The organism is Sorangium sp. So ce1153, from assembly GCF_051521595.1.
In the GTDB taxonomy this organism is placed as follows: Bacteria; Myxococcota_A; Polyangia; order Polyangiales; family Polyangiaceae; genus Sorangium.
Genome location: NZ_CP150361.1, coordinates 4,208,239 through 4,229,774, shown reverse-complemented (window position 1 = coordinate 4,229,774; position 21,536 = coordinate 4,208,239). Strand labels below are relative to the sequence as shown.

Sequence of the window (21,536 nt, the reverse complement as noted above, 5' to 3'; positions counted from 1 at the left end):
CGATGCAGACGCCCACGCAGACGCTGAGCGGCGACCACATCGCGGCGTGGCTCGAGCGCGCGGCCGACGTGCTGGAGCGCGAGAAGATGTTCCTGACCGAGCTCGACGCGCCGATCGGCGACAGCGACCACGGGGTGAACATGGCGCGCGGCTTCACGGCGGTGCGCGGCCGGCTCGACACCCTCGATCGCGGCGACATCGGCGCGCTCCTCCGGAACGTCGGAACGATCTTGCTGTCGACCGTCGGCGGGGCGAGCGGGCCGCTCTACGGCACGCTGTTCCGCGACGCGGGCCAGAAGGCGGCCGGCGCCGCGGCGCTCGACCTCGCGGCGCTGACGGCCTGCCTCGAGGCGGGCCTCGAGGGGGTGAGGCGCCGCGGCAAGGCGGCGCCCGGCGAGAAGACGATGGTCGACGCGCTCGTCCCGGCGGTCGACGCGCTCAAGGCCGCCCAGAGCGCGCCGCAGCCCGCGGGCGCGCGCTCCGACGGCGCGCCGACGGAGCGCGCCTCGATGGCGGACGCGCTCGCCCGCGCCGCCGAGGCCGCGCGGGCCGGGGCGGAAGCGACGGTGCCGCTCATCGCCCGCAAGGGCCGGGCGAGCTACCTCGGCGAGCGCAGCGCTGGGCACCAGGACCCCGGCGCCACGTCGTGCTGGCTCTTGCTGCGGAGCCTGGCCGCAACGGCAGGGGCATGAGCGGGGCGGCGGGCCGCGTCGGGCTCGTCCTGGTCTCGCACAGCCGCGCGCTCGCCGAGGCCACCGAGACGCTGGCCCGGCAGATGACCGGCGAGTCGGTCGCGATCGCGTGCGCGGCGGGCGCGGGCGCGGGCGGCGCCGAGCTCGGCACCGACGCCACCGCCATCGCCGCCGCGATCGAGCGCGTCTGCGGGCCGGCCGGCGCCGTCGTGCTGATGGACCTCGGCAGCGCGATCCTGAGCGCCGAGACGGCGCTCGAGCTGGTCGATCCGGAGCTCGGCGCGCGCACGCGCCTCACCGGCGGGCCGATCGTGGAAGGCGCGGTCGCCGCCGCGGTGCGGGCGGCGGCGGGCGGCACGCTGGATCAGGTCGCCGCGGACGCGCGGCAGGCGCTCGCGCCGAAGGCCGCGCAGCTCGGCGAGGCCGAGCGCCCCGCCGAGGCGATCGCCCCGGGGGAGACGGCCGCCGTCGCCGCCGCGACGACCGCCACCGTCGCGGCGATGACGACCGCCGCGACGACCGCCGTCGCCGCCGCGGTGACGACCGCCGCCGTCGCCGCCGCGACCGCCGCCGTCACCGCGGTGACGACCGCCGTCACCACGACGACGGCCGCGACCGCGGACGTCGTGATCGCCGATCCGAGCGGCCTGCACGCCCGCCCGGCAGCGCACCTCATCGCGCGCGCGGCGGCCTTCGACGCGGCGATCACCCTGGAGAACGTGACCAACGGCCGCGGCCCGGTGCGCACCTCGAGCCTGATCGCGCTCGCCTCGCTCGGCGCCCGCCGCGGCGACGTGCTGCGCCTGTTCGCGACCGGGCGGCAGGCGGCCGAGGCGGTCGAGGCGCTCGCGGCGCTCGTGCAGCGCGAGACGCCGGCGGCCGCGCCGGCGCAGGCCGCCGTCTCGGGCCTCGCGATCCCCGTCGCGCCGGGCGTCGCGCTCGGCCCGCTGGTCCGGCTCGTGCGGTCGACCCCGAAGGTCCCCGACACGGCGATCGACGATCCCGCGGCGGAGGCCGAGCGGCTCCGGCGGGCGCTCGACCTCGCGGCGCAGGACCTCGCCAGCGCGCTCCGCGGCAGCGACATCCTCGACGCCCACCAGGCGCTGCTCTGCGATCCGGCCCTCGTCGACGAGGCCCTCGCGCGCATCGCGCGGGAGCGCTGCAACGCGGCCTGGGCCTTCCTCCAGGCGATCGAGGCCGCGGCCGCGATCTACCGGCAGCTCGAGGATCCGTACCTGCGGGCGCGCGAGGCGGACGTCCACGACGTGGGCAACGCGGTGGTGCGCGCCCTGCTCGGCGGCGCCCCGGGCACGCTGCCCGACGGGCCGCCGGCGGTCGTCGTGGCCGACGACCTCACGCCGTCGGAGGCGGCGCGGCTCGACGCGGCGCGGGTGCTCGGCGTCATCGACCGCCGCGGCGGCCCCACCTCGCACGCGGCCATCCTGCTGCGCGGCGCCGGCATCCCGGCGGTCGCGGGGGCCGCGGCGCTGGTGCCGGAGGCGGGCGGCGCGATCGCCGGCCTCGACGGCGCGACAGGCGAGGTATGGCTCGACCCCGACCCCGAGACGACGCTCGAGATCGAGCGGCGGCAGGCGGCCCTGCGCGCCTCGCGGCGGCCGGCGTGCGCGCGCGACGGGCGCCTGCGCCTCGCGTGCGGCCGCGAGATCGAGCTCTGGGCGAACGTGGCCGGGCCGTCGGACGCGCGCGCCGCGCGCGAGGCAGGCGCCGTGGGGATCGGGCTCCTGCGCACCGAGATGCCGTTCCTCGGCCGCCTCGACGAGCCCGGCGAGGAGGAGCAGACCGCGCTGCTCGCCGAGATCTTCGCGGTGTTCGCCGGCGCGCCCATCGTGGTCCGCACGCTCGACGCCGGCGGCGACAAGGCGCTGCCCTACCTCGCGCTGGCGGCCGAGGCGAACCCCAGCCTGGGCGTCCGCGGCGTGCGCCTCTCCCTCGAGCGGCCGGCGCTGCTCGAGGCGCAGCTCCGCGCCATCCTCGTCGCGGGGCGCGGCCACGACGTGCGCATCCTGATCCCGATGGTCTCGACCGCCGCCGAGGTGAGCGCCGTGCGCGCCGCGCTCGATCGCGCGCACGAGGCGCTCGCGGCCGCCGGCAGGCCGCACCTCTGGCCCGCGGCCACGGGCATCATGATCGAGGTGCCGTCGGCGGCGCTGATGGCCGATCGCCTCGCGCGGCAGGCCGCCTTCTTCAGCATCGGGACGAACGACCTGACGCAGCACACGCTCGCGGCGGAGCGCGGGCACCCGCGGCTGCACGCGCTCGCCGACCCGGCGCACCCGGCGGTGCTGCGGCTCGTGCGCGCGGTGGTGGAGGCGGGCCACGCCGCGGGGCGGCCGGTCTCGGTGTGCGGCGAGGCCGCGGGCGATCCCGACGTCGCGCCGCTCCTCGTCGGCCTCGGCGTCACGCAGCTCAGCATGGGCGTCTCCGCTGTCGAGGCGGTGGAGGACGCGCTCGCCGGGGCCACGTTCGCGGAGCTCGCGGCCGCCGCCGAGGAGGCGCTCGCGGTCGACGAGGCGTCGGCGGCCCGCGCGGTCCGCGCGGCGGCGCGGCGGCCGGGCTGACCGCCGGCGGCGGTCGCTACAGCGCTCCGGCCGGGGGCGCGCCCTCGTGCGCCGAGCGCGCGGTGGCGTCCTGCGCTGGCTGCGGCGCGCGGACCGGGTGTCCGAGCACGCACGCGCCGTCGCCCGGCAGCTCCGTCGCCGCGTCGCACTCGGCGAGCTCCCAGCCGCGCGCCTGGTCGGCGTCCGCCCCCGAGAGGTCGGCGCCCCGCAGGTTCGCGCCGGTCAGATCGGCCCCCTCGAAGGTCGACTCCATCAGCGCGGCGCCCGACAGGTCTGCCCCGGCGAGGCGCGCGTTCCGGAAGCTCGTCTGGGTCAGATCGGCGCTGGCGAGCTCGAGCCCCGAGAGGTCCAGCCCGTCGAAATGGCGGTGACCGCTCCGCGCGAGCAGGCGCACGGCGGCGGCTCGGCTCGCGGCGTCGCCCGACGCGAGCGTGGCGCGCAGCCGGAAGATGGCGAGGCGGGACGGGTCGGCGCCGTGGACCAGCGTCGCGACGAGCGCGGCGAGCACGAGGCGGGCAGCGAGGGCGCGCGCGGCGCCGCGCTCCGTGCCGAGGAGCGGCAGCGCGAAGCTCAGGAGCGCCGCGCCCAGCGCGCCGCCGGCGTGCGCGGCCCAGAGGAGCCCGGGCGGCGGGATCTTCGCGAGGGCGACGGCGGTCGCGAGGACGAGGAGCAGCGCGCCGCCGGCGAGCGCGAGGCGCAGCTCGACCTGCCGCGCCACCAGGGGCACCTCCGCCCGCTGGTGCGAGGCGCCGGCGGCGCGGCGGGGCGCCCCCGCGGCCGCGCCGTGGCGGCGCGCCTCGGGCGGCGCGGGCATCCGCAGCGACTCCGGCCCAGCCCCGAGCCGCTGCGAGGAGGGTGCCTCGGGGATCCGCTGCGAGGACGGCGCGGTCATCCGCCGCGAGTCGGGCCCGGCCCCGAGCCGCTGCGAGCCAGGCGGCGCGCTCACCCGCTGCGACTCGGGCGGCGCGCTCACCCGCTGCGAGTCAGGCGCTGCCCCGAGCCGCTGCGAGCCCGGCGGCGCGCTCGCCCGCTGCGACTCCGGCGGCGCGCTCGCCCGCTGCGACTCCGGCGGCGCGCTCGCCCGCTGCGACTCCGGCGGCGCGAGGCGGCGGCTCCGCTCCGCGCTCTCGGCGACCGCGCCGGCGCTCGCGAGCGCGTCGCGCAGCAGCGAGGAGAACGACGCGATGTCGTCGAACGACGCGCCCGCGCCCGCCAGCGCCAGGACGGCCTCCTCGTCGAGGCCGGAGCGCTCGCACGCCGACGCGTCGACGCGGGCGCCCGACAGCGAGCTCGCCGAGGAGAACGAGCGCGGGAGCCTGGCCCCGCGCAGGTCGGCGGCCGTGAAGAGCGCCCCGCCGAGCAGCGCCCCGGACAGGTCGGCCCAGCGCAGGTCGGCGCCGGTCAGGTCCGCGTTGACGAGCGACGCGGCGTCGAGCCGCGCCCCCGCGAGGTTCGCGCCGCCGAGCTTCGCCCCGTCGAGGCGCGCGCCGGCGAGGTTCGCGCCCTGGAGGTCGGCGCAGAGCAGGTGCGCGGCCGCGAGGTCCGCGCCCGGGAGCTCGATGGCGGTGCTTTCACCGCCGCGGCGCGACGAGAGCGCGCCGAACAGCCTGTGGAGCGCGGCGGGATCCACGGCGGCGCCGCCTACTCGTCCGGGTCGATGGTGCCGATCGCGCTCGCGAACAGCACCTGCCCGTCCTTCATGTAGCCGTCCAGCGCGAACCACGCGTGCGTCCCGTCCCCGTCGAGGTCGCCCCGCGCGTACGCGGCCCACCTGCGGTCCAGCGGCACGTCGTCGGGAAAGTGATTGATCGAGACGGGCATCGGGGAGCCGCCGAGCCGATACCGATACTGGTACGACTGAGCTTGGGTGATCTCGAACCCAAGGCACTTCCAGCCCACGGTCGGGCTCCCTGTATTGTAATCCACGCCTGGTCTGGGGTCGGGCTGGTACTTGTGGCCCTGGACTCGATAGAACGCGTTGGGCACCGTGACCGCGTCGCTGCACAGCGGCTGCGCTGCCGGGCCGTCCGCTCTCGCCTGGAGCCGGTCGGCCGACACGACCACGGCCCTCGCGATGGCGCCGATCGTGTGCTTGGCCTCGGCCGACTTGGCGAGCACGAAGTACCTGGTCACGCCCTGGGTGGCCAGGGCGGCCAGGACCGCCACGATCCCCGCGGCGAGCATCACCTCGACGAGCGTGAAGCCTCGTCGCTCCCGCCCCCGAGATGCCCTATCGAACCCAGGCCGGAATTCCCTTACCACGATACATGTATAACCGGACTGTCCATCGATGAACAGGCGGAAACCCGGTATCCCGGCCGCGGGGCGCTGTTTGGTCGGGTGTTGTGGGGAGTGTGGCCGAGCTGGCGGCGCGTCACCCACGTTGGAGGCACGTCGCAGGCACGTCGCAGGCACGTCAGAGGCACGTGGGAGACATGTCAGAACACGCGGCCACGCGAGAGATGATGAGAGCGGCGGTGAGCCCGCGTTGTGTGCTGGCGCTCAGGCGCGCGGGCCGGCCGTCTTGGGCGGCGGGTCGCCGGCGAGGAAGGCCTCCAGCGCGTCGGCGATGCGCTCGCCGGTCTTGCCGTCCCACCCTTCGGGCACGGAGCCTCGCTTGCCGCGGCCGTCCAGGATGGCGTCGACCTCGCGCGCGATGAGGGCGGCGTCGAGAGCAACGACGGTGTTGGTCCCCTGCGTCACGGTGATGGGGCGCTCGGTGCCCTGGCGCATCGTGAGGCACGGGATCCCGAGCGCGGTCGTCTCTTCCTGGATGCCGCCGGAGTCGGTGGCGACGAGCAGCGCATTGCCCATCACGGTGACGAAATCGTCGTACCCGAGCGGCTCCATGATCCGGAGCCCCTTCGTCTCGCGGAGGCGCGCCGACAGGCCGAACGACTCGGCGCGCGCGACCGTGCGCGGGTGGACGGGGAACACCGTCGGCAGGCGCTCTGCGATCGCGGTGAGCGCGTCGAGCGTCGCGGCGAGCCGCTCGGCGCTGTCGACGTTGGCAGGGCGGTGGAGCGTCGCGATCGCGTACTTCTTCGGCTCGAGGCCGAAGCGCGAGAGCGCGTCGGTCTGCCGCTTGAGGGCGTAGTGCACGGAGTCGATCATGACGTTGCCCACGAACCGGACGCGCTCGGGGGGGACGCCCTCGGCGAGCAGGTTGGGGTGGGCGTCGTGAGAGGGCGTGAGCAGGAGATCGGAGAGCTGGTCGGTGAGGACGCGGTTGATCTCCTCTGGCATCGTCCAGTCGCGCGAGCGCAGGCCGGCCTCGACGTGCACGACGGGGATGCCGAGCTTCGACGCCGCGAGCGCGCCGGCGAGGGTGCTCGTCACGTCGCCGACGACGACAACCACCTTGGGCCGGTTCTCGATCAGGTCGGCCTCGACGCCGACGAGGACGGCGGCCGTCTGCTGGGCGTGCGAGCCGCCGCCTGCCTTGAGCGTGTGATCGGGCGTGGGCAGGCCGAGGTCCCGGAAGAACACGTCGCTCATCGTCGGGTCGAAGTGCTGGCCCGTGTGGATGAGCCGCATCGGTAGGCCGCGCGCCTTGAGGGCGCGGCAGATGGGGGCGAGCTTCATGAAGTTCGGGCGCGTCGCGGCGACGAGGTAGATCATGTCGACCGAGGAGCATGCCGTGGTCCGCGGCGGGGCACCAGAGGTTTGACGGAGCCGCGGGCGGGCGCGAGATTCGTCGATTGCGCCGGATCGGCGAGAGCGTCGATGTCGCCCGGATTCGAGCGCTGGACCGCGTTCCCCTACGACGGATGACCGCCGCGCGGCGCCGCCGTCACGGGTGGCTCGGCGAGGCGCCGCCGCGGTTCACGATCGCGCCCACGTCGGCCGGCGCGCTCCGGCGCTCGATCTCGGTCGCGCGGCGCGCCCGGCGCAGGCGCCACCACCGCTCGACGCTCATCACCGGCAGGATCGTCAGCGCCACGAGGGTCGAGTTGATCCACGCCCCCAGCGACAGCGGCGCCGAGCCGAACAGCGTGTGCATGAACGGCGCATAGACGAAGCAGAGCTGCAGGGCGAGGAGCGCGCCGATCCCGACGTAGATCCAGCGGTTCGAGAAGATCCCGATCTTGACGATCGAGTCGCGCAGCGACCGGCAGTTGAGCACGTAGAAGATCTGGAACAGCACGACCGTCGTGACCGCCGCGGTCTGGGCCTCGCGGTAGGCGACCTCCGAGACGATGCCGTCGCGCACCTCCGTGAAGTACTCGTACAGGAAGAGCCCGATCGCGCCCGCCGTCATCAGCACCGCGACGATCGCCGTGCGCACGAGGACGAAGCGGCTCAGGATCGGCTCGCTCGGGTCCCGCGGCGGGCGGCTCATCACGTCCTTCTCCATCGCCTCGAACGCGAGCGGCAGGGAGAGCGCCACCGTGGCCACCAGGTTGACCCAGAGGATCTGGACGGCCGTGATCGGCATGAGCGGCGCGCCCCCGATGATCGGGAAGGTCATCACCGCCACGAGCAGGATCAGCGCCTCGCCGAGGTTCGTCGGCAGCACGAACGCGAGCGCCTTGACCAGGTTGTCGTAGACCCGGCGCCCCTCCTCGACCGCCGCCCGGATGCTCGCGAAGTTGTCGTCCGTCAGCACGACGTCGGACGACTCCTTCGACACCGCCGTCCCCGTGATCCCCATGGCCACGCCGATGTCCGCCTGCTTCAGCGCCGGCGCGTCGTTCACGCCGTCGCCCGTCATGGCGACGACCTTCCCCTCGGCCTGCAGCGCCCTGACCAGGCGGAGCTTGTGCTCCGGCGCCACGCGCGCGAACACGTTCGTGGACCTCGCCGCCGCGCGCAGCTCGTCGTCCGAGAGCCGCGCGAGCTCCGTGCCGTTCATCGCCCTCGCGCCGTCGCGCACGAGCCCGAGCTGCTCGCCGATCGCCCGCGCGGTCGCCAGGTGATCGCCCGTGATCATCTTCACCGTGATCCCGGCCTCGTGGCACGCCTTGATCGCGTCGATCGCCTCCGGCCGCGGCGGGTCGATCATCCCCTCGAGGCCGAGCAGCTCGAACCCCTCCTCGAGGTGCGCCTCGTCGAGCGACGCCGCGTCGCGCGCCTCGTGCCCCTCGCGCCGCGCCGCCGCGGCGAGCACCCGCATCCCCTGCGCCGCCATCTGCTCCACCTGCGCCATCGCCCGGGCCCGCTCCGCCTCGCCGAGCGCGACGCGGCCGAGCACCGCCTCGGGCGCCCCCTTCATGAAGATCACCCGCTCCCCGCCGGGCGCCTCGTGGAGCGTCGCCATGAGCTGCCGCTCGGACGAGAACGGGACCGCGTCGAGCCGGGGGTACTCCCGGCGCGTCGCCTCGGCGTCCACGCCGAGCTTCTGCGCCGCGACGACGAGCGCGCCCTCGGTCGGGTCGCCCTCGACGCCGCACGCGTCGCCCTCGCGCTTCATGCGCGCGTCGTTGCAGAGCAGCCCCGCGCGGAGCAGCGCGCGCACCGCCTCGGGCGCCTCGCCCACCGGCGCGCCGCCGCGGCGGAGCTCGCCGACCGGCGCGTAGCCGACGCCGGTCACCTCGAGCGGCTGCCCGTCCTCCTCCCCGCCGGAGGGCGTCCACAGGGCGCGGACCGTCATCTCGTTGCGCGTCAGCGTGCCGGTCTTGTCCGAGCAGATGACGCCCGTGCTGCCCAGCGTCTCGACCGCGGGCAGCTTCCGGATCACCGCGCGGCGCCGCGCCATGCGCTGCACGCCGATGGCGAGCGAGATGGTGATGATCGCCGGCAGCCCCTCGGGGATGGCGGCGACGGCGAGCGAGATCCCCGCGAGCATCGCGTCGACGGGCGGGTAGCCGCGCAGCAGCGCGACCCCGACGATGAGCAGCGCGACCGCCACGATCGCGATGGTCAGCACGCGGCCCACCTTGGCCATCGAGCGCGTGAGCGGCGTCTCGATCTCGGTCGCCTCGTGGAGCATCGACGAGATGCGGCCGAGCTCGGTCGCGCCGCCCGTGGCGATGACCACGGCGGTGGCCGTGCCGCTCGTCACGAGCGTCCCGCCGAATGCGAGGTTCTTGCGGTCGCCGACCCCCGCTTCCTCCGGGACCGCGTCGATGTGCTTGTCCGACGGCACCGACTCGCCGGTGAGCGCCGACTCGTCCACGTGGAGGTTCTTCACCGAGAGCAGCCGCGCGTCCGCGGGGACCTTGTCGCCGGCCTCGAGCACCACCACGTCGCCGGGGACCACGTCCGCCGCCGGGATCACGCTCCGCTCGCCGCCGCGCACGACCGTGGCCGACTGGGGCACCATGCCGGCGAGCGCCTCGATCGCCTTGCCCGCGCGGAGCTCCTGCACGAAGCCGATCGCCGTGTTGAGCACCACGACCGCCAGCACGACCGAGCCGTCGATCGCCTCGCCCATGATCATCGCGAGGGCCGCCGACGCGAGCAGCACGTAGATGAGCGGGTCGTTGATCTGACGGAAGAGCAGCTTGAGCGCGCTGTCGCCCTTCGCGCGCTGGATCACGTTGGGCCCGACGTCCTTGAGCCGCCGGGCGGCCTCGTCGATCGCGAGGCCGGACGAGGCGCTCTCTGTCCTGGAGAGAGCCTCGCTGGCCTGCAGGCTGTGCCAGGCGATCTCGGCCGATGGGGGGAGGACGCGTTGGGACATTGAGTGTTCTCCTGCGGCGGCCAGCGGCGCTGTGCGCGCTGCGCTCACCGGCGGTGGCAGCTAGTCGCCACGTGCTTCGCACGTGCTCGCGCGTGGTTCGCCGTTGTTGGCACGCACATGGCACGTATCGTGCCAGCGCAGGACCGGGCTGTTCAGCGCCCCGCGCGATACCCGCTCTCGGGGCGCGTAGGACCTTTTCTCCCCGGTGGGGTGTTTCGCCCCACGTTCCCAGGTCCCGCGGCTAACCGCGCGCGTAGGCGAAGGTGCCGTCGATGTTGAACAACCGCGTCGCCTGGACGATCTCGGCTGCGGTCACGCCGAACCGCTGCACCAGCCGGTCGGCGACGTCGCGGCGGAGGATGTCCCGGCGGAAGGTGCGCAGCGGGCGTGGGGCGAAGTAGCCATCGAGCTCCGCGAAGGTGAGGCGCTGGTAGTCGGCGGTTCCGGGGACGGGCCGCCGCGAGACGAGGTCGTAGAAGAAGAAGATGCCCCCCGGGCGGAGCAGGCCGAGCGCCCTGTCCATGAGGCCCCGCTTGAGCTCCGCGTTCGTCACCGACGAAAGGACGGCGAACATCATCACCATGTCGAACGGGCCGCCGACATCGGCCTTCAGGAAGTCGCCCGCGATGAAGCGGATCCCGGCGAAGCGCGAGCGCGCGAGCTCGGCGCGCTGGGCGACGAGATCGACGCCGGTGAGGCGCGCGGGGTCCGCGCCGAGCTCGACCAGCCACGCCAGGTTGGAGCCCGACCCGCAGCCCACGTCGAGCACCGACATCTCGCGCAGCGCCTCGGGCGTGCGCACGCCGCACTCGACGAGCGCCTCGCGCAGGCGGCGCTGCCGCTGCCGCGCGACGAGGTACGGGTGGGCGTTGAGCAGGCTCGCCCAGGGGTTCGACGGCAGGAAGCGCTCGGTGTAGTGCCGGTTGATCGCCTCGAGATCCCGCTCGAAGCCGCTGCCCTCGCCCATCAGCCCACCTCCCTTTTCCGCCGCGCGCCCCGCGCGGCGTCCCGCGCGCCCCGCGCGGCGTCCCGCGCGACCTGAGCCGTCAAGGCCGACCCACCGCCCAGTCCGGCAGGCGCTGGACCCCCCAGCGCACCGCCTTGAGCAGCCCGAGCGCCACGGTCTGCTCCACGGTCCGCCGGCGGTGCGGCTTCCGCCGCGCCAGGTACGCGTCGAGGTAGCGCAGGAACTCGGGATCCGGCTCCATGCCGCCCACCTCGCGCCGGATGCGCCGGTACTTGCGCGTCTTCCAGATGAAGTTCTCCCAGCTGTCGAAGTAGTCGTGCCGCATCAGGAGGTCGGGCACGTAGACGACGCGCAGATCGGGGAACATCTTGGCGATCCGGTACACGAGGTAGACCCCCTCGGCGCCGTAGAACTGGTCCGGAAAGCCCCCGGTCTCCAGGTAGATACCGCGCCGGATCGCCATGTGCCCCTCGGTCGCGAGGACGTCGTCGACCACGTCGTCGCCGCGGTCGTAGTGCCCCGCGAGGGTGCAGAAATAGGGGTGCTCCTTGGGGATGATCCGGCCGCGCACCGCGGCGATGCGCGCGTCCTCGAAGACGCGGCAGACGACCTCCACGAAGGTCGGCGCGATCAGGCCGTCGTCGTCGATGAACGCGACGTACTCGCCCCGCGCCCAGGCGATCGCCGCGTTGCGCGCGGCGTTCAGCGGGATGCCGTCGGTCAGCCGGAGCTCGACGTCGACGAGCGGGGCGGAGCGCGGGCGGAGGTGCTCGATGCCGCCGCTGTCCGCGAGCAGGATCTCGAACGGCACGTCGAGCGCCGCCGTCTGCCCGCGCGCGTGCTGGAGGCACTCGATCAGGTAGTCCTTCGCCTTGTAGGAGATGATGATCAGCGTGAGCTTCGGCGACGGGACCTCGCGCCGCACGATGAGCTCCTTCACCTCGGGCGCGTACTTCGCGCGCCACGCCTCTTGGAGGGCGCGCTCGCCCTCGGGGAGCCCCGCTCGGTCCTGAAGATGATGGTCAGGCATCGCGGCTCGCATGCCACGGGGGCCGCCGCGCAGGCAAGCATGTCGCTCGGGCGCCGCGCGAAGCAGGAACCCGCCGGGCGACGCGCGGCATGCCCGACGCGCGCGGCATCCCCGAGGTCAGCGCGCGGCGTGCCCGACGCGCGCCGCGACGTCCTCGAAGAGGCGCGCGAGCGCGCCCGCCGTGGCGCGGGCGCTGAGCCCGGAGAGCGCCGCCAGGTCGGGCTCGACCAGCGGCCGCCTGGCCGCGCGCGCGTCGACGGCGTCCTCGATGCGGCGCTCTATCCCCGCGGCGTCGCCGCCCGCGTGGGTCCAGCCGAGGCGCGTCGCGTCGAGGATGCGCGCCACCTCGGGGGACGGCGAGACAGCGAGGATGGGCGCGCGCGCGAGCAGGTAGTCGTAGACCTTGCCGGGCAAGAGGTACGGCTCGTCGCCGAAGCCGGTGAGCAGCGCGAGGTCGGCGCCCGCGACGAGGCCGAGCCCCTCGGTGTACGGCAGGACCGCGCGGTGCTCGAAGAGCCGCGACACCCCGAGCTCCTCGGCCAGGCGGAGGTCGCTCCCCGCGACGCGCCCCAGGTTGAGCAGCCGGATCGCGCCCGGGCCGAGCGACCTGCGGCGCGCGACGGCCGCGAGCGCGCGGACGAACGGCGCGAGCGTGCGCTCGCTGTAGCAGTTGCCGAAGTGGACGAGCGTCACCGCCTCGTCGCGCCGCGGCGCGACCGCCGCGTCGGGATCGAAGCCGGTCCGGATGCACGCCACGCGGCGCGCGATGCCCCGCTCGACGTAGGCGTCGCGCGTCATCTCGGACGTCACCGTGAACGCGGCGGCGGCGCCGACCGCCGCCCGCTCGACGAGCGCCGCCGCGGCGCGGACCCACGCGGGCCGCGTCGCCATCACCGGGCCGAACGACCACGGATCGCGGAAGTCGACCACGACCGGCCTGCCGGTGGCCCTGCCGGCCAGCGCGCCCGCGAGCACCGCCTCCCAGGGCGCTCCGCTCGCGAAGATCACCTCGGCGCCTACCTCGCGGGCGATGCGCGCGATGCGCGCCGCGAGGGCCGGGACGCGGCCCGCGTCGGGGCCGATCACCGGGACGTAGCGGACCTCGGCGGCGAGGCGCGCGAGGCCTCGCCGGCGCGCGACCGGCACCGGGGCCTCGGTCGGCGCCTCGACGGTGCCGTCGGAGCCGAGCACGCGGCGCGGCATGCGCGCGAGCTCGGCGTCCGAGAGGTAGTCGCGGCGCACGTCGCACCCCGCCAGGTCGGCCTCCCCGAACGACGGATCCAGCCGCTCGCCGGGAGGCGGCCTCGCCGTCAGCACCGTCGCCGCCCAGCCGTGCTCCGGCAGGAATTTCGCGAAGCGGTACGCGCGCTTACCGCCGACGCTGAACCGCGGGGGGAAGTAGTAGCTCACGAGGAGCGCGCGCCTCATCGCCGCGCCTATATCACGGCCGGACCGGGCCCCGCGCCCCCGGCGTCGGCGACCGCGCGCGGCCCCGGCCCGCGCATGTGCTACCGAGGCGCCATGCGGGACGAGCAGCCAGCCCCGGTCGATCCGAGCGCGCCCTCGCGCGCGCCCGAGGCCGCGAGGGCGGCGCCGGCCCCCGGCGAGCCGCAGGGCACGTCGCTCGCCGATCGGATCGGGATGGTCGTCGGAGGGCAGTTCGTCAACACCCTGATCATCCTCGTGCAGGGCATCGTGGTGGTGCGGCTGCTCGGCAAATCCGAGTACGGCGTGCTCGCGTTCGTGACGATGCTGTTCATGACGGGGCGCGATCTCGCGCAGCTCTACCTGCCGGAGTCGTTCCTCTACTTCGCGCCGAAGGTGGCGCGCCCCGAGCTCAAGGGGCTGGTGCGGCAGAGCATGCTCCTCCTGCTCGGCCTCGGGGCCCTCTCGGCGCTCGCCTTCTCGATCTTCGCCTTCGTCCCCGGGCTCTTCCTCGAGGACCGCGCGGACGTCACGCGGCTGCTCCTGCTCACGGGCCTCATGAGCGTGATCGCCTACCCGGCGAGCGTCTTCGGCCCGCTCTTCATCGCCACGAACAACCACCGCAAGTCGGCCGGCGTCGCGCTGATCGTCACCGTCTCGAGCGCCGCGGGGGCGATCGTCCCGGCCGCGCTCGGGTGCTCGATCGCCTGGATCGTGGCCGCCCAGTGCGCGGCGCAGGCGCTCCGCCTCTGGCTGTCGTACCGGCTCTACGCGCGGCTGTTCCAGGACGTCGCCGTCGCCCCGTTCCCGGGCGGCGTCAGGGCGCAGCTCGCCTACGCGCTCCCGCTCTCGGTCACCCGCTTCGCGGGCCTCTTCAACCAGAAGCTCGACAAGTTCGTCATCGGCCTCTTCTTCAGCGCGGGGCTGTACGCCGAGTTCGCCGTCGGCTCGCAGGAGCTCCCGCTCGTCGGCGTCCTCGCCTACTCCGTCGCCTCGACGATGCTCCCCGACCTCGTCGCCCGCGTCGAGAACGGGCGCACCCCGGCGGAGGGCGCGAGGGCGGCGATCGAGCTGTGGCACTCGGGCATCCGCAAGACGACGCTGATGATGCTCCCGATCGCGGTGTTCCTCCTGCTCTTCGCCGAGCCGCTCATGCGCACCGTCTACGGCGACGCCTACGCCGGCGCCGCCGTCCCGTTCCGCATCTACTCCGCGCTCCTGCCGCTGCGCGTGACGGCGTACGCCATCCCGCTGATGGCATTCGGCAAGACGTCGATGATCCTGCGGATCCAGGCGCTGGGCATGGTGTTCAACGCCGCGGCGAACCTGATCCTCCTGCCCACGCTCGGCATGGTCGGCGCGCCGCTCTCGGCCGTGCTGACGCAGGTCATCGGGATCGTCTTGACGGTGGCCTTCATCGCGCGCTTCTCCGGCGTCGGCCTGCGCGGCGTGTTCCCATGGGCCCACTACGGGCGCGTCGCGGCCACCGCCCTCGTCGCCGCGGCGCCGCTCACCGCGTTCCTGGCCACGGGCGCGGTCGACAGGCGCCCCGCGCTCTGCCTCACGGTCGGCGCGCCGCTCTACGTGGGGCTCTACCTCGTCGCCGCGTGGGCCACCGGCGTGCTCGCCCCCGAGGACCGGGCGTTCGTCGCGCGCTGGCTCCGCCTCGAGCCGCTGCGCGGCCGCCGTGGCGGACATCCCCGTTCACACCGCGCCTCCACCGACGCGCGCGGCTCCCGCCCGCCGCGCCCTTGAGTCCGGACGCCCTGGCCACCATCCATCCACGGCGCCACCGCCAAGCCCGAACGCGCTCGGCGCCACCGCCGCCAGCCTCATCCACGACCTCGCCACAGCGCCGTCGCCCGCGCGCGCGGCGACAGCGACGCCCGCAGTCAGCAGGTCGGATACTGCCCGATCGCCCTGGCCGCTCGGACCACAGCCGCCCACCGTCGCTGTCTCGGGCGGCAAGAGCGGGCGGAGAGAACGGACGGCGAGAACGGCGAGCGGACGCGCGCCGACGTGGATTCTGCGCAAGCTGCTTGAAAGGTCGGGTAAGCTGGAAAGATTGGTAGTCTTCCGATCGCCTCTCTCATGGTTCCCGCCTTCGTGTGGATTTCACGCCGATCGGTGTTCTAGGCTTGCTCGCCGGCCTCATCGGCGCCTTGTGCGATGGAGACGACCATGAGCGAAGACCAGGAAGCAGGATTCCTCCTCCGGGTCATCTCGGGCCCCCTGACCGGGCAGACCGCGCGCATCCCGGGCGACCGCCCGCTGCTCGTCGGCCGCGCGCCTGAGTCGGATCTCTCGATCGCGAGCGACGGTGAGCTCTCTGCCCTGCACTTCTCGGTCGAGGAGCTCGACGGCAGCTACCTGCTGCGCGATCTGGGCAGCCGCAACGGCACGCAGGTGAACCGCGAGCGCGCGCGCGAGGTGTCGCTCCGGGACGGCGATGAGATCCGCGCGGGGGCGACCCTGTTCGCGGTGGTGCGCCGCGAGGCGAGCGGCGTGAACGGCGTAAACGGTAGGTGCGCGCCGACCAGGCCCGCCCCGCCCTCGCGGCGGTCGCGGCGGACCGCGGTCGTCGCGACGGGCGCGCCGTTCACCGCGTCGGCGCGGGCGCGGCTCCGGCAGGAGCGCTCGCCGCTCTTCGCGGTGCTCGACGCGGCGCGCGATCCCCGCATCCGGCTGCTCCTCGTGGAGGCGGGCGAGCAGTCAGCCTCGCTTTACACCGGCTTCCAGGGCGAGATCCTCGCGGACGTCGGCCCCACGCTCGTGCACCTCCCGCAGGGGTCCAGCCTGCTCGACGCGCTGATCGACAGCGGCTGGGGCGACAGCTGGGGCGTCTTCCTGACGAGCAACCGCCCGTTCGGCGATGTGCGCAAGCACCTCCGCCGGTTTCTCCTGGTCGAGAGCGGGACAGGCAAGCAGCAGTATTTCCGGTTCTACGACCCGCGCGTACTCCGCGGCTTCCTGCCCACATGCGGCCCGCGGAAGCTCGAGGCGCTGTTCGAGGAGATCGAGTCCTTCGCGATGGAGGCCGAGGATCCCGGCAAGCTCCTGCGCTTCACCGCGCAGGGCGGCAAGGCGATCCGCGAGGAGTCGGCGCTCGAGCGCGAAGGCTGAGGCGCCGGCGGCGCGGCGCGGCGCGGCGCCCCCGCGGCTCAGCGCGGCGGCGCGCCCGCGGCCCCGCTCGGGTCCTGCGGGGGCAGATCCCAGGCGATCAAGCGCAGGAGCTCCGCCACGCTGAAGGCCTGCGCGAAGCAGCCGCCGGGGTGGTGCGGCGGCTCCCCGGACGCGACCTCGGGCACGTGGCCGAGCGCGATCTCGTTCGCGGCCGCGGAGGCCACGAGCCGGTGCAGCAGCGGGATCACGTGCTCGCCGAGCGTAGAGAAGTGCCGGGCGGCGCGCGCGTAGAACCCGAGCAGGAACGGCCAGACCGTGCCCTGGTGGTAGGCGCTGTCGCGCGCATCGGGCCCCCCCTGGTACCGGGGCACGTAGGCCGGATCGGCCGGCGAGAGCGAGCGAACACCGGCGGGGGTCACGAGCTCGAGGCGGGCCCGCTCGAGCAGCGACGCGGCCTGCTCCGGCGTGAAGCAGGCGGGATCCACGGCGACGGCGATCACCGCGTTCGCGCGGATCGAGGCGTCGCGGAACGCGTTCGCCCCCTCCGTCTCCTCCGAGATCACGTCGTACGGATAGCCCGTCTCCGCGCACCAGAAGCGGGCCGCGAAGGCCCGGCGCGCCGCGCTGGCGGCCGCCTCCGCGCGCTTCGCCAGGCGCTCGTCGCCAGCGGCCCGCGCGAGGCGCGCGAGCGTCTCCGACCCCTTCGCCCACAGCGCCGTGAGCTCGACCGGGCAGCCGGCGCGCGGGGTGACCGCGCGGCCCCCGACGCGGGCGTCCATCCAGGTGAGCCCGTCGATCGCGCCCTCGCCGGGGCGGCCCGCGGCGAAGAGGCCGTCGGCCGTGATGTGGATCCCGTTCCTGGTCCCGCGCAGGGCGGCCTCGAAGGCGTCGCGGAGCGCGCCGAGGAGCTCGCCCGTGACGAACGGGTGCGTGTCGCCGATCGCGTCGGCGAGCAGGCGCGCCGCCTCGAACAGCCAGAGGGTGGCGTCCGCCGTGTGGAACTCGGCGGGCTCGCCCGCGTCGGGCAGCCGGTTCGGAACGAGGCCGTCCTGCATGGCGTCGATCAGCGCGCGGAGGACGCGGATCGCCCCCTCGGTCTTGCGCGGCACGAGGTAGAGGCCCGGGAGGGAGATGAGCGCGTCGCGGCCCCACACCTCGAACCAGGGGTAGCCCGCGATGACGCCCGGCCGGGCGGCCGCGTCGGCGCGGAACGTCTCGGCGGCGATGCAGAGCCGCCGTTCCATCAGTGGACGCCGGGGCCCCGGGTCCTCGGCGCGGATCGCCGCGCTCGCCGCCGCGAGCAGGTTCTCCGGCTCGTCCTCGGGCAGCGCGCCGACGGCCACGAGCAGGTGGACCGGCTCCGCGCCGATCACGGTCTCGAAGTGGCCCGGGGTCCAGAGATCCTCGAGGAAGTCGAGGCCGCGATCCTGCTCGCCGAGGTACTCGAAGCGCCGCCACCAGTCCTGCGACCCGACGAACGTGCCCTGGTAACGGAAGCAGATCCGCGGCAGCGCGCGGTTCGGCTGCACGCGGACCTCGCCGCTCGTCGGGCGCTCCTTCCCCGAGCCGGGCTCCCCGCGCGCGGCGCCGGCGCGCAGCTCGACCTTCTGGGAGATGCCGCCGTTCTCGCGGAGCAGCTGGTGCATGTGGCGCGCGGCGAGGAGCGGGCGCAACGTCAGCATCACCGGGTCCGCCCCGCTCCAGGCGTAGCGAAGGACGGCCGCGTTCTCGCCGCGCACGAGGCCGAGCGTCACCTCGAGCTCGCCGCCCGGGAGCGCGTACGCCCACCGCGGGAGCGGGTCCTGATCGAAGCGCTCCAGATAGAAGGAGCCGACCTCGGGGTCGATGCCCGGGAACTGGTGCTTGGAGAGATCCCACCGCGGCCACGACGCCCGGCGCTCGGGCGGCCCGCCCTGCTGCGCGCCCTGCGGCCGGATGGGGCGGACGCTGGCGTCTACGTGCGAGAGCATGACGTGCCGGCGCCGCGGCGGATCCAGGGCCGCGACGAGCAGGCCGTGGTAGCGGCGCGTGTGCATGCAGGCGATCGTCGAGCTCGCGTAGGCGCCCGCCCCGTTCGTGTGCAGCCACTCCTTGCGCGCGATCGCGAGCTGGCCGCGCACCTCGACGTGCGGCCAGGGCGACGCGTGCTCCAGCGCGGCGCCCTGGGCGCGCGAGGCCGCCGGCGCGGTCGAGAAGGCGTCGTGCGCTGGAGCGCTCCTCCGGGATCCGTCTGAGCTCATCGACCGCCGGTGGCCTTCCTGAGAGAGTCCTCGGCCGCGGCGCGCATCACCTCGACCGGGGCCGGGAGGCCGGTCCAGAGCGTGAAGGACTGCGCCGCCTGGCCGACCAGCATCCCGAGCCCATCCGAGGCGCGGAACCCCCGCTCGCGCGCGATCCGGAGGAAGGGCGTCACCGGCGGGTTGTAGACCACGTCGTAGAGGCACGCGCTCGGCGAGAGCGAGTCCCACGGGATGATGCTCGTGACCTCCTCGCCCGGCGGACCGCCGAGCATGCCGGCGCTCGTGGCCTGGATGATCAGGTCGGCCGCGACGGCGAACTCGCTCCAGTTGAGCCGCAGCGCCACCGAGGACTTGCTGCTGATCGACCGCTCGGTCGGGATCGGCCACGGCGCGGTGAGCGCGCCGAGCTCCGACGCGCGCTGCCCCGCGGGCGACTCCAGCATGGCCTCGGTGCTGGTCCACGACCGGGTGGTCACGCTGATGAGATGGTAGCCGAGCATCTTGCACGCCGCGATCGCCGCGAACGCCGCGCCGCCGGCCCCGATGATCACCGCGCGCTGCCGCGGGCTCGAGAGCGCGCCGTGCCGCCCGGCCGGGTCGTCCCCGCCGGGCAGGGCGGCCCCGAGGAGCTGCGCGAGCTCGTCGCGGAGCGCGACCACGTCGGTGTTGTGCGCGGTCACGCGCCGCGACTCCGTCGCGCAGAGGACGTTGGCGACGCCGACGTCGGCCGCGCTCGAGTCCACGTCGTCGACCATCGACATGATCGCGCGCTTGTGCGGGATGGTGACGTTCGCGCCCGCGATGAGGCCGTTCCGGATGTCGCTCACGAAGCGCGCGAGCTCCGCGCCGGTGGGCACGTCGAACGCGCTGTAGATGTGGGGCAGGTGGTGGGCCCGAAACGCGGCCGAGTGCATCGCCGGCGAGACCGAGTGGCCCACCGGGTGCCCGACCAGACCGAACATTCGCCGCTCAGGGTTCGACATGATGCCTTTCTTCCGGGCCGGCCTCTGCTCCGCCTTGCCCCGCCGAGACCTGACCGGAGGCGCCCGCGCGACCGAACGTCGGGGCGCGCTCGTCGGCCGCGAAGCCGAGCCCCAGCTGCTCGCACGCGGGCGCGCCCGGCTGCGCGCGGCTGCGCCTCGGCGCGCGGCCGGCCCCGGGGGCGCGCTGCCCGCCGCCCGGGCGCGCGGGCGCGGCGGCCGGCGCAGCCGCGGCACCTGCCCCGATGGCGGCGCTCGGCCCGGCCGCGGCCGCCGCCGGCGGCGCGGCCGGCGCGGGCGCGCTGGCCTCGGCGAGCGGCTCGCCCGGCCCCGCGGTGACCACGACCCGCGCGAGCAGCGCGCCGTGGTGAACGCGGACCGCGATCGGATCGCCCGGCGCGACCTCGCGGTGATCGCGGACCGCGCGGCCCGACGCGTCCGTCGCGATGGCGTAGCCGCGCGCGAGCACGCGCAGCGGCGACATCGCCTCGAGCCGGGCGACGTCGTTCGCGAAGCCCTCCCGCAGGAGGGCGACGTGGCGGTGAGCGGCCGCGGCGAGGCGCACCGACAGCGGCCTGAGCGCGCCGCGCGCGCCCGCGATCACCGCGCGCGGGTGGCGCGCGGCGAGCCGCCGGTCGAGGCGCTGGACCCCGGCGCGGTCCTCGACGAGGATCCTCTCCATCCGGCGCCGGAGCCTCGCCAGGGCGTCGTCGATCCGCTGCTGCGGCTCGGCCAGGATCTGCGCGGGCGAGCCGAGGCGGGCGCGCTGCCGGTCGAGATCGGCCCGCGCGGCCCTGAGCCGGTGGGCGATCGCGCGGCGCATGCGCGCCTCGAGGTGCTCCAGCGCCGCGTGGCGCGCGGCCGCGTCCGCGACGAGCATCTCCGCGGCCTGCGAGGGCGTGGCGGCGCGCGCGTCGGCGGCGAGGTCGGTGAGCGCGACGTCGATCTCGTGCCCGACCGCGCTCACGATCGGCACGCGCGCGGCCGCGACCTTCCGGACGACGATCTCCTCGTTGAACGCGCTGAGGTCGTCGGCCGAGCCGCCCCCGCGCCCCACGATGATCACCTCGATGCCCGGGAACTCCTCGAGCAGCGCGATCGCGCGCACGATGCGCTGCCCCGCGCCGGCGCCCTGCACCGGCGTGCGCGCGAGGATCAGCCGGGCGCCGCCGCGGCGGAACGCGACGGTCACGATGTCGTGGATCGCCGCGCCGTCGCCGCTCGTGACCACGCCGATGATCTGCGGATCGACCGGCAGCTTGCGCTTGCGCTCCGGCGCGAAGAGCCCCTCGGCGGCGAGCTTCTCCTTGAGGCGGAAGAGCGCCTCGAGGAGCGCGCCGCGGCCGGCGAGGCGCGCGTCGTCCGCGCAGAACTGGAGCCGCCCCCGCGGCACGTAGACCGTGGCGCGGCCCGTGAGCACGACGCGCGCGCCGTCGGCGAGCAGCTTGCGCGCGCGCGGCGCCGCGGTCCGGTACATCACGCAGTCGATCGCCGCCTCCTCGCTCTCGTCCTTCAGCGTGAAGTAGGCGTGCCCGCTGCCCACGACGCGCAGGCCCGAGATCTCGCCCTCGACGCGCACGTCCGCGGTCGAGCCCTCGAGGATGCGCTTCAGCCGGCGATCCAGCTCCGCGACCGAGACCACCTCCGGCTCGGCGCCCCTCGGGCGGCGCGACGGTGGCGGGCTCGTGAGCTCGCGCGGCTCGGCGACGGCCGGGATGGCCGCGAACGAGAGCTCGGACGGGATATCGCGGCGCTGCACAGGGCAGACCTACCCTTTTGCTCGGCCTGTGGAAAGACTCTCGCGGGCCTGATCCCGCGTCAGGTAAGTCCACGACCAGCTCGTGACGGGGCTCGGATCGGGGCGGCTCCGCGACG

Annotated in this window: 14 protein-coding genes; 4 read left to right on the top strand and 10 right to left on the bottom strand. The window is 75.0% G+C overall.

Annotated elements, in window-relative coordinates; genetic code table 11:
- The first annotated feature begins 2 nt into the window (after positions 1-2).
- Positions 3-692, top strand: coding sequence for a dihydroxyacetone kinase subunit DhaL (dhaL, locus tag WME85_RS15045; RefSeq protein WP_437838886.1), 690 nt, complete (start codon positions 3-5; stop codon positions 690-692).
- The gene (gene ptsP / locus WME85_RS15040; protein WP_437838884.1) at positions 689-3,271 is read left to right on the top strand and encodes a phosphoenolpyruvate--protein phosphotransferase; all 2,583 of its coding nucleotides are present in this window, start codon (positions 689-691) and stop codon (positions 3,269-3,271) included. The genes dhaL and ptsP overlap by 4 nt, the downstream gene beginning before the upstream one ends.
- Positions 3,272-3,287: 16 nt before the next feature.
- Here ptsP and WME85_RS15035 read toward each other — a convergent pair whose 3' ends face one another.
- From WME85_RS15035 to WME85_RS15005, 7 genes are all read right to left on the bottom strand, one after another.
- Entirely contained in the window at positions 3,288-4,901 is a 1,614-nt protein-coding gene (locus WME85_RS15035) for a pentapeptide repeat-containing protein (protein ID WP_437838882.1), read from the bottom strand.
- 11 nt (positions 4,902-4,912) lie between these two features.
- Complete coding sequence (locus tag WME85_RS15030) at positions 4,913-5,533, bottom strand: type II secretion system protein (RefSeq protein WP_437838880.1); 621 nt, start codon at positions 5,531-5,533, stop codon at positions 4,913-4,915.
- Positions 5,534-5,773: 240 nt separating this feature from the next.
- On the bottom strand, positions 5,774-6,892 hold the full coding sequence (wecB, locus tag WME85_RS15025) for a UDP-N-acetyl glucosamine 2-epimerase (protein WP_437309790.1): 1,119 nt from the start codon (positions 6,890-6,892) through the stop codon (positions 5,774-5,776).
- A 172-nt stretch (positions 6,893-7,064) separates the two neighbouring features.
- On the bottom strand, positions 7,065-9,896 hold the full coding sequence (locus WME85_RS15020; protein ID WP_437838878.1) for a cation-translocating P-type ATPase: 2,832 nt from the start codon (positions 9,894-9,896) through the stop codon (positions 7,065-7,067).
- Between the two features lie 241 nt (positions 9,897-10,137).
- Positions 10,138-10,863: a class I SAM-dependent methyltransferase gene (locus WME85_RS15015; RefSeq protein ID WP_437838877.1), complete on the bottom strand. Its 726-nt coding sequence runs from the start codon at positions 10,861-10,863 to the stop codon at positions 10,138-10,140.
- Between the two features lie 79 nt (positions 10,864-10,942).
- Positions 10,943-11,893, bottom strand: coding sequence for a glycosyltransferase family 2 protein (locus WME85_RS15010; RefSeq protein WP_437309784.1), 951 nt, complete (start codon positions 11,891-11,893; stop codon positions 10,943-10,945).
- A gap of 117 nt (positions 11,894-12,010) precedes the next feature.
- Positions 12,011-13,321, bottom strand: coding sequence for a glycosyltransferase (locus tag WME85_RS15005; protein ID WP_437838875.1), 1,311 nt, complete (start codon positions 13,319-13,321; stop codon positions 12,011-12,013).
- A gap of 93 nt (positions 13,322-13,414) precedes the next feature.
- Here WME85_RS15005 and WME85_RS15000 point away from each other — a divergent pair, with 93 nt between their 5' ends.
- Both WME85_RS15000 and WME85_RS14995 read left to right on the top strand, forming a co-directional pair.
- Positions 13,415-15,073: an oligosaccharide flippase family protein gene (locus WME85_RS15000; protein WP_437838873.1), complete on the top strand. Its 1,659-nt coding sequence runs from the start codon at positions 13,415-13,417 to the stop codon at positions 15,071-15,073.
- Between the two features lie 426 nt (positions 15,074-15,499).
- On the top strand, positions 15,500-16,441 hold the full coding sequence (locus tag WME85_RS14995) for a DUF4123 domain-containing protein (RefSeq protein ID WP_437838871.1): 942 nt from the start codon (positions 15,500-15,502) through the stop codon (positions 16,439-16,441).
- A gap of 38 nt (positions 16,442-16,479) precedes the next feature.
- On the opposite strand, the gene WME85_RS14990 is transcribed toward WME85_RS14995, so the two are convergent.
- Genes WME85_RS14990 through xseA form a run of 3 tightly spaced genes read right to left on the bottom strand, consistent with a single transcriptional unit; the run spans position 16,480 to position 21,420 of the window.
- A complete protein-coding gene (locus WME85_RS14990; protein ID WP_437838869.1) occupies positions 16,480-18,681 on the bottom strand; it encodes an amylo-alpha-1,6-glucosidase in 2,202 nt (733 codons plus the stop codon).
- Positions 18,678-19,664: a shikimate dehydrogenase family protein gene (locus WME85_RS14985; RefSeq protein ID WP_437838867.1), complete on the bottom strand. Its 987-nt coding sequence runs from the start codon at positions 19,662-19,664 to the stop codon at positions 18,678-18,680. The genes WME85_RS14990 and WME85_RS14985 overlap by 4 nt, the downstream gene beginning before the upstream one ends.
- Positions 19,651-21,420, bottom strand: coding sequence for an exodeoxyribonuclease VII large subunit (gene xseA / locus WME85_RS14980; RefSeq protein ID WP_437838865.1), 1,770 nt, complete (start codon positions 21,418-21,420; stop codon positions 19,651-19,653). The genes WME85_RS14985 and xseA overlap by 14 nt, the downstream gene beginning before the upstream one ends.
- Between the last annotated feature and the right edge of the window lie 116 nt (positions 21,421-21,536).

Excerpts from the sequence above, each read along its gene's own strand:
- dhaL (WP_437838886.1), top strand. The coding sequence starts at position 3 with ATGCAGACGCCCACGCAGACGCTGAGCGGCGACCACATCGCGGCGTGG.
- ptsP (WP_437838884.1), top strand. The coding sequence starts at position 689 with ATGAGCGGGGCGGCGGGCCGCGTCGGGCTCGTCCTGGTCTCGCACAGC.
- wecB (WP_437309790.1), bottom strand. The coding sequence starts at position 6,892 with ATGATCTACCTCGTCGCCGCGACGCGCCCGAACTTCATGAAGCTCGCC.
- WME85_RS15020 (WP_437838878.1), bottom strand. The coding sequence starts at position 9,896 with ATGTCCCAACGCGTCCTCCCCCCATCGGCCGAGATCGCCTGGCACAGC.
- WME85_RS15015 (WP_437838877.1), bottom strand. The coding sequence starts at position 10,863 with ATGGGCGAGGGCAGCGGCTTCGAGCGGGATCTCGAGGCGATCAACCGG.
- WME85_RS15010 (WP_437309784.1), bottom strand. The coding sequence starts at position 11,893 with ATGCCTGACCATCATCTTCAGGACCGAGCGGGGCTCCCCGAGGGCGAG.
- WME85_RS15005 (WP_437838875.1), bottom strand. The coding sequence starts at position 13,321 with ATGAGGCGCGCGCTCCTCGTGAGCTACTACTTCCCCCCGCGGTTCAGC.
- WME85_RS15000 (WP_437838873.1), top strand. The coding sequence starts at position 13,415 with ATGCGGGACGAGCAGCCAGCCCCGGTCGATCCGAGCGCGCCCTCGCGC.
- WME85_RS14995 (WP_437838871.1), top strand. The coding sequence starts at position 15,500 with ATGAGCGAAGACCAGGAAGCAGGATTCCTCCTCCGGGTCATCTCGGGC.
- WME85_RS14990 (WP_437838869.1), bottom strand. The coding sequence starts at position 18,681 with ATGAGCTCAGACGGATCCCGGAGGAGCGCTCCAGCGCACGACGCCTTC.
- WME85_RS14985 (WP_437838867.1), bottom strand. The coding sequence starts at position 19,664 with ATGTCGAACCCTGAGCGGCGAATGTTCGGTCTGGTCGGGCACCCGGTG.